The organism is Mesorhizobium sp. M2E.F.Ca.ET.209.01.1.1 (genome assembly GCF_004010375.2).
Lineage (GTDB): Bacteria > Pseudomonadota > Alphaproteobacteria > Rhizobiales > Rhizobiaceae > Mesorhizobium.
In genome coordinates, this window is the sequence record NZ_SADP02000040.1 from 1 (window position 1) to 12,176 (window position 12,176).

The following is a 12,176-nucleotide window of genomic DNA, read 5'->3' on the forward strand; positions in this document are numbered from 1 at the left end:
TCGGCCAGCGCTCACCCAAGGCGATCGCCGCGCTCGTCGGCCTTGCCCCGTTCGACAACAAGAGCGGCAAGCTCAACCGCAGGAGCCAGATCCAGGGCGGGCGATCACGCGTGCGCCGCGCCCTCTATATGGCAGCCCTCATCAGAACCTGTGAGCGCTTCAAGACCTTCTACACAGCGCTTGCTGCCCGCTCGGGGTCCAAGAAACTGGCCATCATCGCCGTCGCAAGGAAGCTTCTGGTCGTCCTCAACGCCATCATTCGCGACAAAACCGCATTCGCGTGAACACAGTTGCCATTCCGTGACTTGGAAGCGCCGCCACGGTGCAGAATTCTGCTCCGTCGCACCCTTCGGCGAAGGTCACGGAATGGATCCTCGGGTCTACGCGTCCGCTTCGCTCCCGCTCCGCCCGTGGATGACGAAGTTCGGGCGCTTCGGCTAATCTCGAAGGTTGCGATTGCCACCGAGGGAGAACGTCGGCGCTCGCCACGGGCCGGCTTCCAACTGCCGTCGCGATCCTAGGCTGGCCGCTTCTTCTGCTTCTTGCGCTTTGCCGGCTGGTCGGATTTCGGCCCGTCGAACTTTGGCCCATCGAATTTTGGCTTGTCGAACTTCGCCTTGCCGGGCTTCTTCGCCCAGGGTTTCGCGTCGCCACCGGGCCGCTCGCCCGGCGCCTGCTTTTCGAATCCGGCCGCGCCCTGGTCGAAGGGCCGCTTGCCGCGGTGCGGCTTCTTGTCCGGCTTCGGCGGCTGGTAGCCGGCGCGCGACAGGTCCGGCGTGCCGTCGATGCGCCTCACCGCGATGCTGCCCTGCAGCTTGCGGTCGGGGCCGATCGCGGCGACGAACCGGTCGGCCCAGTCGGCGGCGATCTGGACGAAGGTTTCTTCCGGCTGCATCTTGATGGCGCCAATCTCGCGCTTGGACATGCCGGCGGTGCGGCACAGCATCGGTATCAGCCAGCGCGGCTCGGCATTCTGCCGGCGTCCGACCGACAGCGAGAACCAGGCGCTGTCGCCGAAATCGTCGCGGCGAGCTTGTGTTTCCTCCTGGCGCGTAAACTTCTCTTTCGATGGCGCGAAGGGCGCGACGTCGATCAGGTCCTCGGGCGCCGAGCGGCTGCCGCGGCAAAGCCGCACGAAGGCGGCGGCCACCACCTCGGCGCCGTGCCGCTCCAGAAGCGCGGCGGCGAAGTCGCGCTCCTCGTCCTTCACCGGCTCACTAAACGATGGGTCGGCCAGGATGCGCTCGTCGTCGCGCCGCAGCACCTCGTCGGCCGAGGGTGGGTTCGCCCAGGTCGCGGTCAGGCCGGCATTGGCAAGCAGCCGCTCGGTGCGCCGGCGGGCATTGCCCGGCACGATCAGCGCGCTCACCCCCTTGCGGCCGGCGCGTCCGGTGCGGCCGCTGCGATGCAGCAGCGTCTCCGGATTGCTCGGCAGGTCGGCGTGGATGACCAGCTCGAGGTTCGGCAGATCGATGCCGCGCGCCGCGACATCCGTGGCAATGCAGACCTTCGCGCGGCCGTCCCGCATCGCCTGCAGGGCGTGGCTGCGCTCGTTCTGGCTGAGCTCGCCGGACAACGCCACGACCGAGAAATTGCGGTTGTTGAACCGCGCGGTAAGGTGGTTCACCGCCGCGCGGGTGTTGCAGAACACCATTGCGTTGGTGGCCTCATAATAGCGAAGCACGTTGATGATGGCGTTCTCACGATCGGCGGGCGCGACGGAAAGCGCGCGGTATTCGATGTCGAGATGCTGCTTTTCCTCGCCGCCGGCCGAGATGCGCACCGCATCGCGCTGGTAGCTTTTTGCCAGCGTGGCAATGGAGCGCGGCACGGTGGCGGAAAACATCAGCGTGCGGCGTCCGGCGGGCGCGGCGTCGAGGATGAATTCGAGGTCCTCGCGAAAGCCGAGATCGAGCATCTCGTCGGCTTCGTCCAGCACAACGGCCTTCAGCGCCGACATGTCGAGCACGCCGCGAGTGATGTGGTCGCGCAGCCGGCCCGGCGTGCCGACGACGATATGGGCGCCCCGCTCCAGCGCGCGCCGCTCGGTGCGCATGTCCATGCCGCCGACGCAGGAGGCGATCTGCGCGCCGGTCAGCTCGTAAAGCCATTCGAGCTCGCGTCGCACCTGCAGCGCCAGCTCGCGGGTCGGCGCCACGACCAGACCCAGCGGCGCGCTGGCATCGGCGAAACGCTCGGCGCCGCCAAGCAGGGTTGGCGCCACGGCAAGGCCGAAGGCGACTGTCTTGCCCGAGCCGGTCTGCGCCGAGACCAGCGCGTCGGCCTCGCCGAGCTCCGGCCCCAGCACGGCCTTCTGCACCGGCGTCAGCGCCGAATAACCGCGCTTTTCCAGCGCCTCTGCCAGCGCAGGAACGATCATCTCGAAACTGGACATTTTCTTCTTTCGGAATTCGGAGTTTAGGTGCTCGTCGCGGAGCACAGGGCCGGCACTGCGCCAGCCAAAGGATATTTGCGGCGTTCCTACTTCCTGCGACCGCCATTGTACAGGGCAAGCGGCACCGCCTCTCCTTCTCCCCTTGTGGGAGAAGGTGGATCGGCGCGTCAGCGCCGAGACGGATGAGGGGTGTTCCAGCGGAGTGAGACGTCGGAATTCCCTGGAGCACCCCTCATCCGACCGAGCTTCGCTCGGCCACCTTCCCCCACAAGGGGGGAAGGGGGAGCCCCACCGCCAATTGACTCTTTTGCCAAACCGCGTAAAAGCCCGCGTCGAACGGGATCGTTATTCGATGCGCGGCCTTTTGATGGCTCTTCTTGCATTCGATGCCCCCAGCCTCAATGCGAACCATTGGGCCGGGCGCTTCGGCGCGTCCGTCCGTTCCAGCAAGATTCTGGGTTCCAGCAAAACTACGGCCAAAACCACCACCAAAACGGTGTGATTCCCTTGGCCTAACCACCCTCTCCCGGGTCCGGCCCGGGGGATGAAACCCGCATGAGGCCGGCGGGTTTTCTCCAACAACCAAGCGGAGAGGGACAGGAGATATCAGATGAGTTTCAAGGTTGCGGTAGTCGGCGCCACGGGCAATGTGGGCCGCGAAATGCTCAACATTCTGGACGAGCGCGGCTTCCCGGTGAGCGAAGTGGTGGCGCTGGCGTCGCGGCGTAGCCAGGGCACCGAAGTGTCCTTCGGCGACCGCACGCTGAAGGTCAAGGCGCTCGACACCTATGATTTTTCCGACACCGACCTCTGCGTCATGTCGGCCGGCGGCAACGTCTCCAAGGAATGGTCGCCCAAGATCGGCAAGCAGGGCTGCGTCGTCATCGATAATTCGTCGGCCTTCCGCTACGACCCGGACGTGCCGCTGATCGTGCCGGAGGTGAACCCGGACGCGGTCTCGCTGTTCTCGCGCAAGAACATCATCGCCAATCCGAACTGCTCGACGGCGCAGCTGGTCGTCGCGCTGAAGCCGCTGCACGACGTCGCCACCATCAAGCGCGTCGTCGTCGCCACCTACCAGTCGGTCTCCGGCGCCGGCAAGGAAGGCATGGACGAGCTGTTCACGCAGACCCGCGCCGTCTTCGTCGCCGACCAGGTCGACGTCAAGAAGTTCACCAAGCGCATCGCCTTCAACGTCATTCCGCATATCGACGTCTTCCTCGACGACGGCTCAACCAAGGAAGAGTGGAAGATGGTGGCCGAGACCAAGAAGATGCTCGACCCCAAGATCAAGCTGACGGCGACCTGCGTGCGCGTGCCGGTGTTCATCGGCCATTCGGAAGCGGTCAACATCGAGTTCGAGAGGCCGATCACGGCGGACCAGGCGCGCGAGATCCTGCGCGAGGCGCCCGGATGCCAGGTGCTCGATAAGCGCGAGAACGGCGGCTACATCACGCCGCTGGAATCGGCCGGCGAGGACGCCACCTTCATCTCGCGCATCCGCGAGGATTCGACGGTCGACAACGGCCTGTCGATGTGGGTTGTCTCCGACAATCTGCGCAAGGGCGCGGCGCTGAACGCCGTACAGATCGCCGAACTGCTGGTCGAGCGCGGCCTGATCCAGCCGAAGAAGAAGGCGGCCTGACGGAGTTTAGTTCCCGCTCACGGGCCGTATCGCCGCTATCGCGGCTGGCCCTCCGCGGGGGCGCCGGGCGGCCCGCGGTCGCGGGCTCGGCCTTCGGCCGTTGTTTTAGCTCACGGGCTGTTCCGCCGCTGCCGCGGCGGGCCCTCCGCGGGGGTGCCGAATGATCGGCGGCCCGCAGTCGCGGGCTCGGCCTTCGGCCGTTTGTTATCGCTCATGGAGGAACGCGGCTGTGCCAAGTTAGCGGAAGCGGATGACTTCGATGAAGGCCTTGCGTCTGACGATGAACTCCCGCAGCAGCGGCAGGAAGAAGGCCTTGCTGAAGCGTCCGATCGGCGGCTCGGGTTCGAGATAGAAGGACTTGCCGACGAGATCGGAGTTGAACTCGTCGAGGATGATCCACAACCGCCGGTCGGCGTCGAGTCCCGCGCGGCGCCTCTCGATGGCGGGGATCTCCACCGCGAACCGAGCTTTCTCCGGCTCCTTGGTGGTGATCGGGAAGAACAGGACAAGATCGCCATCCGCTCGCACAACCCGCACGCCGACGGCGACGGGCCGTTCCTTGCGGCCCTCCGTCTCGCCGGCGCGGGCTTGGCGTGCCCAGAGGTAAGGGTAACGGATGACCGTTGCCGTGCGGATGTCGTCGTAGCTCATGTCCGCCCCGTTTCATCCTCCTGCGCATAGGCTTCAACGGCGCTCTCGAAATCGGCGAAGAGGCTGTCAGACATGGTCTCGATTGTACCGGCAGAGCGGCTATCCGACTGGCGCACCAGCCGCGCGTAGTCCTCGATGTTGAGAAGCACGAGACGCGGCTTGTTGCGCTGGGTAATCGTCACCGGACGGCGCAGGGCCTCGGCGATAATGTCGCCGGACTTCCGGGAAAGCTCGCTCGTCGAATAGGAACCACCTGAGCGGGGCATAGCGACCTCCAATTCCTGCTGATTGCTGCAATATACAGCATTGGCAGCATTTGCGCAAAAGCGATGAAATGCGCCCACGGGCTGGGTTTCAGGATCGCCGTCCAGGATAGATCAAGCTAGTCGCCGGGCATGAGACCTTTCCGCAGTGGGGAGGTAGCAGGGTGGCTGGGTAGCGCCGGCTCTTCGATCTTCTCGTGGTCAGGCACCGCTCTCCGCCGCCAGCGCCCGCAATATCACCAGCGCTTCCTCCGCTCGCTCTGCCGGCACGAACAGATGGTCGTGATAGAAGGCCGACACAGGATTGACGCCCATGCCGGCCGCTGCCAGCCGTGTCGTGATGGCGGCGAGGAAGCCGACGGCCTCCAGCGAGGAGTGGATGTCGAGCGTGATCATGCGGCAGCGGAACATGCCAGCAAGGCCGGCGGCTTTCGCCTCGTCTTCCGCCACGATCAGCGTCACGCCCTCGCGCTCGCGAAATTGCAGCACGGTTTCGAGCCCGTCAGGGACCGGGGCGCCCGGCTTCAGCGTCGCGAAGACATAGGTTCCGGCGAGCAACTGCGGCGTTATCGATGCCAGCAGCTTTTGCAGGTCCGTCTCGCCGCTCATGTTTCCTTCCTTTTGTCTGGCGCCCTGCGACGTTCTCGATAGTTCCGCTCGAAACGTCAACGGTCCGGCGCATGGACGACATGGCGATGTCGCTGGCGGCCGAGCCGCGGCCTCGTTATCGCCGTAGAGACATAACGGCTCGCAAAGGGTTCATCCAATGATCGTCCGTCCGCGCCCGACATTCCTGCAGCTCTTCTTCATCATGCGCGGCTCGGTGGTGCCGCGCATCCTGCCGCAGATTTTCGGTTTCGCCCTCTATGCGGCGGTTATCCAGCTCGTGGCGCGGCACTTCCAGCTCGATCTCAGCGCCTTCAGCATCGCGCCGTTCGGCCTCGTCGGCGTGACGCTGTCGATCTATCTGTCGTTCCGCAACAACGCCGCCTATGACCGCTGGTGGGAGGCGCGCAAGCTCTGGGGCGCGCTGGTCTTCGAGATCCGCAACCTGGCGCGCGCCACCACCAGCCTGATCGGCGACCGCGCCGAGCAGCGCGCGCTTCTGATGGAGGCGCTGGCCTTCTGCCACCTGCTGCGCGGACAATTGCGGCGGATCGACAGCATAAAGGACGCGCGCGCCTTCATCGGCGACGAGGTCGACAAGGGCGCCGCCCGCGCCAACCCTGCCGAAGACATGGTCCGCCGCATGGGCCGGCGCGCCAATGCGCGGCGCGAGGCCGGCGCGCTCGACCCGATCGGCTTCCGCATCCTCGATGAAAGGCTGGCCGCGATCGCCGCCATCCAGGCCGGTTGCGAGCGCATTGCCGGCACGCCCCTGCCCTTCGCCTATACGCTTCTGCTGCACCGCACGGCCTATGTCGTCTGCCTGCTCCTGCCGATCGGCCTGATCTCGATCACGGGCTGGGCGACGCCGCTGTTCACGGCGCTGATCGCCTACACCTTCTTCGGCCTCGACGCGCTGTCGGAAGAGCTCGAGGATCCGTTCGGCGTCGAGGCCAACGACCTCGCGCTCGACGGGCTCTGCCGCGTCTGCGAGATCTCCGTGTTCGAGGCGCTGGACGAGACGCCGCCGAAGATGATCGCGGCCGACAAGTTCTATTTTTCGTGAGGTGGCTGCGTCACCACGCCGAGGTTCAGGGCAAAAAGCGCCGGCCGTGTAGGATCGCGGTCCGCTCCTTCGTCCTTGGATCGAACCGGCAAAATGGCCGGCGTTCGTAACCTTGGAGGGAACATCCATGAGCATTTCCGAAGCCGCGCCTGCTTCAAAAGGCGCTTTGTGGGCCGGGCGCGCGCTCAGCGCCGCCGTGGTCCTGTTCATGATCTTCGACGGCGTCATCAAGCTGCCGCCGCTCGAAATCGTCACCCAGACGATGACCGAGCTCGGCTGGCCGGCGGACGCCAATGTCGCGCGCCTGATCGGGGTCGTCGGGCTGATCTCGACCGCGCTCTATGCGCTACCGCGCACCTCCGTGCTCGGCGCCATCCTGCTCACCGCCTATATGGGCGGCGCGATTTCGACGCATGTGCGGATCGGCAACCCTCTGTTCTCGCATACGCTGTTCGGCGTCTATCTCGGCGTCATCCTGTGGGGCGGGCTTTATCTGCGCGACCCGAGGGTGCGCGCGCTGATCCCGTTCAGCCGATAGGAGGAGACGATAGTGCTCACCACCATTCTCATCATCCTCGTTATCATCATCGCCGCCGTGCTGATCTATGCCGCGACACGACCGAACGATTTCGTCGTCAGCCGCGCGGCCAGCATCAAGGCGCCGGCCGAGGCGATCTTTCCGCTGATCAACGATTTCCGGCGCTGGCCCGAGTGGTCGCCCTTTGAAAAGCTCGACCCTCAGATGCGGCGCACGCTGTCCGGCGCCGACAGCGGCAAGGGCGCGGCCTATGCCTGGGAAGGCAACTCCAAGGCCGGAAAGGGCCGCATGGAGATCACCGCTTCGGTACCGTCCTCGCAGGTGTCGCTCAAGCTGGACTTCGAAAAGCCATTCCGGGCCAACAACATTGTCGACTTCTCGCTCTCGCCGTTCGGCGATGGCACGACGGTCACTTGGGCCATGCGCGGCGCGAGGCCCTTTATCGCCAAGCTGATGGGCCTGTTCATGAATTTCGACAACCTGATCGGCAAGGATTTCGAGGCCGGGCTCGACAAGCTGAAACGTGCCGTTGAGCGCTGAAAATCGAGTAATTTCAATTATCTGACAACATCTATCAGGCTTTGGCCGGTGCCGAGCAGGCCAATCCTTCGTTGTTCCAGGGATCAAATTAGCCGTTTGTGAGTTTAGGCCATGGCGGCGAGGACGGCGCTTGAGAGAGGAACAGCAATGACGGCGCTTGAGAGAGGAACAGCAATGAAGAAAGCAATTACCATTCTGGTGCTGACGATGGCCTTGGGCGCCTGCTCGCAGACGGAAAAGGGCGCTGCGATCGGCGGCCTGGGCGGCGCGGCGGTCGGCGCGGCCGTTGCCAACGATCCAGTGCAAGGCGCGGTGGTCGGCGGCGCGGTTGGCGCGGTTGCAGGCGCGCTGATCGGCCATGCCAGCGAGGCCGGCCAGTGCCGTTATCGAGACCGTTACGGTCGCGTCTATGTGGCGCGCTGCCCGTCCGGCTACTGAGGGTATCGGACCGGCCAAACAAAAACGGCGGGCGCGTGCCCGCCGTTCTCATATGCGAAAAGCGACCGTGATTACTCGGCGGTGGCGGCCTCGGCCGGCGTGGCGGTCGCCGCGGCGGCAGCAGCGGCCGCATCCTCCTGCGCCTTCTTCAGCAGCGCGGCGCGTTCCTGCGCCTTCTTGCCGGGCAGGGCCTTGTTCGGGTTCGAGCGGGCTTCGCGCTTGGCAAGGCCGGCCTCGTCGAGGAAACGCAGCACGCGGTCGGTCGGCTGGGCGCCGTGCGACAGCCAATGCTTGACGCGCTCGGCGTCCACCTTGACGCGCTCGCCGTCCTTCGGCAGCAGCGGGTTCCACGAGCCCAGCGACTCGATGAAACGGCCGTCGCGCGGCGAACGGGCGTCGGCAACGACGACGTGGTAGTAAGGACGCTTCTTCGAACCCGCACGGGCCAGTCTGATCTTCAGTGCCATTCTTTTCTCCTAAAAGCTCTGATTTCGTTGATGTGGTTGCGGCTGAATTCTCAGCCGGCTTTGGCAGCGCCGTTGTTCGCGGCGATCTGTTCGTGGTGGCGGATGACTTCACGGACGACGAAGTTCAAAAACTTCTCCGCGAAATCGGGATCGAGATTCGCATCCTTCGCCAGCTGGCGAAGGCGGGCGATCTGCTGCTGCTCGCGCGCCGGATCGGCGGGCGGCAGGCCATGCTCGGCCTTCAGCACGCCGACCGCCTTGGTGCAGCGGAAGCGCTCGGCCAGCATATGGATAAGGGCGGCGTCGATGTTGTCGATCGAGGCGCGGTAGCCGGCCAGGATGACGCGTGCGTCGGCCATGTCTTTCTCCTCGTTCATCGCCCCCTCACTTCTTCTTGCCCAAGCCAGGCAGGCCGCCGCCGCCCAGGCCGGGGAGACCCGGAAGCGTCATGCCGCCGGGAAGCCCCGCCAGTCCTCCGCCGCCGGGAAGTCCACCGGGCAAGCCGCCCGGCAGGCCTTTGCCGAGGCCGGCGGCCTGCGCCTGCTTCTGCAAGGCCTCCAACTGCTTCGGGTCCATCTTGGAGAGATCGGGCATGCCGCCCCCCGGCATCATGCCGCCAAGGCCCATCTTCGAGGCAAGGCCGCCCATCATGCCGCGCATGAGGCCGCCGCCTTTGCCCTTGCCGCCCATGGCCTTCATCATGTCGGCCATGCCGCGATGCATCTTCAAGAGCTTGTTGATCTCGGCCGCGTCGGTGCCGGAGCCGGCGGCGATGCGCTTCTTGCGTGAATGCTTGAGGATATCAGGGTTGGCGCGCTCGGCCCTGGTCATCGAGGAGATGATGGCGAGCTGGCGGCGGAACATCTTGTCGTCGAAGCCGGCGGCGGCGAGCTGGTCCTTCATCTTGCCCATGCCGGGCATCATGCCCATGATGCCGCCCATGCCGCCCATCTTCGACATCTGCTGAAGCTGCGCGGCAAGGTCGTTCAGGTCGAACTTGCCCGACTGCATCTTCTTGGCCATAGCCGCCGCCTGCTCGGCGTCGATGGTCTCGGCGGCCTTCTCGACGAGCGAAACGATGTCGCCCATGCCGAGGATGCGGTCGGCAATGCGCTTGGGATGGAATTCCTCCAGCCCGTCCATCTTTTCGCCGGTGCCGATGAGCTTGATCGGCTTGCCGGTGACGGCACGCATCGAAAGCGCGGCGCCGCCACGGCCGTCGCCGTCCATGCGGGTCAGCACCAGGCCGGTGATGCCGACGCGCTCGTCGAAGCTTTTCGCCAGGTTGACGGCGTCCTGGCCGGTCAGCGAGTCGGCGACCAGCAGGATCTCGTGCGGGCTCGACACCTTCTTGATGTCGGCCATCTCGACCATCAGCGGCTCGTCAATATGGGTGCGGCCGGCGGTGTCGAGGATGACGACGTCATGGCCGCCGAGCTTCGCTGCCTGCACGGCGCGCTTGGCGATGTCGACAGGGCTCTGGCCGGCGATGATCGGCAGCGTCGCGACCTTGGTCTGCTCGCCGAGCTGGCGGAGCTGCTCTTGTGCTGCGGGCCGCCGCGTGTCGAGCGAGGCCATCAGGACTTTCTTGTTCTGCCGCTCGGTCAAGCGCTTGGCGATCTTGGCCGAGGTCGTCGTCTTACCGGAGCCCTGCAGGCCGACCATCATGACGACGACGGGCGCCGGCGCGTTGAGGTCGATGGCGACGCCCTCGGCGCCGAGCATCTCGACCAGCTCGTCATGGACGATCTTGACGACCATCTGTCCGGGCTTGATCGACTTCAGCACCGCGGCGCCGACCGCCTTCTCGCGCACCTTGTCGGTGAAGGAGCGAACCACTTCCAGCGCCACGTCGGCTTCGAGCAGCGCGCGGCGCACCTCGCGCAGGGCCGCCGAGACATCCGCCTCGGACAGCGCGCCGCGGCCGGTCAGGCCGTTCAGGATGGAGCCAAGGCGCTCCTGGAGTGATTCAAACATTCTGCTTCCTTTTCCCTGACACCTGTGGGTGCCCGAGAGGTAGTGCGTTCGCGCCGGGTCGCCAAGCAAAAGCGCAAAGCCAAAAAGCACCCGGGGGCGCATCGCGCTGCCGGGTGTTGGCCTCCAGGATCTCTTTACAGCTCTTGCCTCAAAGAGGCTTCGGCGTCCTGGTCGGCTTTCGCGAAGGATACTCGTCGCTGAAATTCAGCGGCTCTAGACAGGAAATCGGCCGCGGAGTCAAGGCTAAAATGCATGTCGCGCAAAAGTGCGCAGCGGTTGTGCGGCAACGACATGCATCAAAAACAACGGCTCAAATCCGGGCCAAATGCCGCGATTTGCGGCGCTTAACGCGAGCTTTGCCCGTTCGTGCCGACCCGCAGCGGCGAGCGCCGATGCAAAAGCAGCAGCATCGTCAAAAGCGTGCTGACGATGCCGATCGCCGCGATCAGCACGGCGTCCCAGTTCGTCCAGCCGGGGCCTTCGAGCGGCTTGGCGTTGAGCAAGGCAAAGCCATTGTAGCCCTCCTGGTGCGAGATCAGCAGGAAGCCGGTCAGGTTGTTGCCGAGATGGGCGCCGAAACCGGCGCCGAGATTGCCGGTGACATAGACAAGCAGCGTGAGCAGCAGGGCAAAGATGCCGATCGAGGCGAAGACGCTGGCATTGATCGCAAGCGTCGAGGCCGTGTTCCAGTGCAGCGAGGTGAACAGCAGGCCAGGCAGCAGCGCCCATATCCACGGGCTCCTGAAGCGATAAGCAAGCCCGCGCAGCAGGTAGCCGCGGAACAGCATTTCTTCCGACGAGGTCTGCAGGAAGGCCAGCAGCACGATCGGGATGAGGAAGAGCAGCCAGGACGAAAAGGCGATCGGTCCGCGCGCGATTTCCGGCTGCACCCAATAGAGCAGCACCTCGGAAAACAGCGAGGTGATCAGGACAGCGATCAGGCCCTTGAGGAAATCGCCGCGGGCGATGCGGCGGCTCGCGCCGAAGAGAGCCGACAGCGGCTCGCCGTGAACGAAGCGCATCGCCACCCACAGGCCGATCCAGATGCCGGCAAAAGAGGTCAGGGCGCTCAGGATTCCGACGGGCGAGGCCAGGAAGTCCTGCATGTACTGCCCGGTCGACGGGCCGGGCAGGCGCCAGACGATGTAGACATAGGTGCCGGCAAACAGCACTAGGGCCGTCGCGGCCATCCAGAAGGCGACGACGATCATCGTTCCGACGAACAGGCGAAGCAGATTGGTCTTGGCGTTCGGCGAGCGGCGATAGCCCTCGAAGGCGGCATTGTCGATCGTCACGCGGCTCCCCTGCCGAAGGCTGTGGGCATGCAATCTAGAAGATCGCCGGTTACCGCGCGATTACTCGGTCAAGGTTCGCGGCTGAAAATTGGACCGCTTCGAGTGCGCAATACGGCGCAGGCACTACGATTGGAGACTAGCGGAAACCTCCATCGCGTCGTCATCCACGGGCGGAGCAAGGAGCGAAGCGACGCGCGCAGACCCTAGAATCCATTCCGTGAAGTTGAGGCGTCGCCGCGGTGCAGAATTCTGCTCCGCTGCATTCTTCGACCAAGGTCACGGAATGGCAACTGTG

General features: G+C 65.0%; 15 protein-coding genes. 7 read left to right on the plus strand and 8 right to left on the minus strand.

Translation table 11 applies throughout. The features are described 5' to 3' along the window. Nucleotides 1-284, plus strand: a 284-nt coding sequence (locus EN852_RS34160) for a transposase (protein ID WP_135879555.1), incomplete at its 5' end; no start/stop codon positions are given. Nucleotides 285-517: 233 nt separating this feature from the next. Here the strand turns inward: EN852_RS34160 and EN852_RS34165 are convergent. Then, nucleotides 518-2,395 (minus strand): DEAD/DEAH box helicase, encoded by a 1,878-nt coding sequence (locus tag EN852_RS34165; RefSeq protein ID WP_127880143.1) that lies wholly within the window; start codon nt 2,393-2,395, stop codon nt 518-520. Between the two features lie 298 nt (nt 2,396-2,693). On the opposite strand from EN852_RS34165, the gene EN852_RS34170 reads away from it, so the two are divergent. Both EN852_RS34170 and EN852_RS34175 read left to right on the plus strand, forming a co-directional pair. Next, entirely contained in the window at nt 2,694-2,897 is a 204-nt protein-coding gene (locus tag EN852_RS34170) for a hypothetical protein (RefSeq protein WP_127880142.1), read from the plus strand. A gap of 108 nt (nt 2,898-3,005) precedes the next feature. After that, nucleotides 3,006-4,040 (plus strand): aspartate-semialdehyde dehydrogenase, encoded by a 1,035-nt coding sequence (locus tag EN852_RS34175; protein WP_127880141.1) that lies wholly within the window; start codon nt 3,006-3,008, stop codon nt 4,038-4,040. 237 nt (nt 4,041-4,277) lie between these two features. Here the strand turns inward: EN852_RS34175 and EN852_RS34180 are convergent, their stop codons facing one another. From EN852_RS34180 to EN852_RS34190, 3 genes are all read right to left on the minus strand, one after another. Continuing rightward, nucleotides 4,278-4,691, minus strand: a complete 414-nt coding sequence (locus tag EN852_RS34180) for a hypothetical protein (RefSeq protein ID WP_127880140.1) — start codon at nt 4,689-4,691, stop codon at nt 4,278-4,280. Next, the gene (locus EN852_RS34185) at nt 4,688-4,957 is read right to left on the minus strand and encodes a type II toxin-antitoxin system prevent-host-death family antitoxin (RefSeq protein WP_112128743.1); all 270 of its coding nucleotides are present in this window, start codon (nt 4,955-4,957) and stop codon (nt 4,688-4,690) included. Before EN852_RS34185 ends, EN852_RS34180 begins: the two co-directional genes overlap by 4 nt. Before the next feature lie 198 nt (nt 4,958-5,155). After that, nucleotides 5,156-5,563, minus strand: coding sequence for an ACT domain-containing protein (locus EN852_RS34190; RefSeq protein ID WP_127880139.1), 408 nt, complete (start codon nt 5,561-5,563; stop codon nt 5,156-5,158). Nucleotides 5,564-5,720: 157 nt separating this feature from the next. Here EN852_RS34190 and EN852_RS34195 point away from each other — a divergent pair, with 157 nt between their 5' ends. The 4 genes from EN852_RS34195 to EN852_RS34210 all read left to right on the plus strand — a co-directional run bounded on the left by EN852_RS34195 (nt 5,721) and on the right by EN852_RS34210 (nt 8,142). Continuing rightward, entirely contained in the window at nt 5,721-6,626 is a 906-nt protein-coding gene (locus EN852_RS34195; protein ID WP_127880138.1) for a bestrophin family ion channel, read from the plus strand. 127 nt (nt 6,627-6,753) lie between these two features. Continuing rightward, nucleotides 6,754-7,164, plus strand: coding sequence for a DoxX family protein (locus EN852_RS34200; RefSeq protein WP_127880137.1), 411 nt, complete (start codon nt 6,754-6,756; stop codon nt 7,162-7,164). Between the two features lie 12 nt (nt 7,165-7,176). After that, entirely contained in the window at nt 7,177-7,704 is a 528-nt protein-coding gene (locus tag EN852_RS34205) for an SRPBCC family protein (RefSeq protein WP_127880136.1), read from the plus strand. 174 nt (nt 7,705-7,878) lie between these two features. Next, nucleotides 7,879-8,142: a YMGG-like glycine zipper-containing protein gene (locus EN852_RS34210; protein WP_127880135.1), complete on the plus strand. Its 264-nt coding sequence runs from the start codon at nt 7,879-7,881 to the stop codon at nt 8,140-8,142. A gap of 71 nt (nt 8,143-8,213) precedes the next feature. Here EN852_RS34210 and rpsP read toward each other — a convergent pair whose 3' ends face one another. The 4 genes from rpsP to EN852_RS34230 form a co-directional block, all read right to left on the minus strand. Continuing rightward, complete coding sequence (gene rpsP / locus EN852_RS34215; RefSeq protein ID WP_127880134.1) at nt 8,214-8,609, minus strand: 30S ribosomal protein S16; 396 nt, start codon at nt 8,607-8,609, stop codon at nt 8,214-8,216. A gap of 50 nt (nt 8,610-8,659) precedes the next feature. Beyond that, entirely contained in the window at nt 8,660-8,986 is a 327-nt protein-coding gene (locus EN852_RS34220) for a chorismate mutase (RefSeq protein ID WP_127866064.1), read from the minus strand. A 7-nt stretch (nt 8,987-8,993) separates the two neighbouring features. After that, nucleotides 8,994-10,586 (minus strand): signal recognition particle protein, encoded by a 1,593-nt coding sequence (gene ffh, locus EN852_RS34225; RefSeq protein WP_127880133.1) that lies wholly within the window; start codon nt 10,584-10,586, stop codon nt 8,994-8,996. A gap of 344 nt (nt 10,587-10,930) precedes the next feature. Continuing rightward, nucleotides 10,931-11,881 carry a CPBP family intramembrane glutamic endopeptidase gene (locus EN852_RS34230; RefSeq protein ID WP_127880132.1) on the minus strand — a complete coding sequence of 317 codons (951 nt, stop codon included), beginning with the start codon at nt 11,879-11,881 and terminating at the stop codon, nt 10,931-10,933. Between the last annotated feature and the right edge of the window lie 295 nt (nt 11,882-12,176).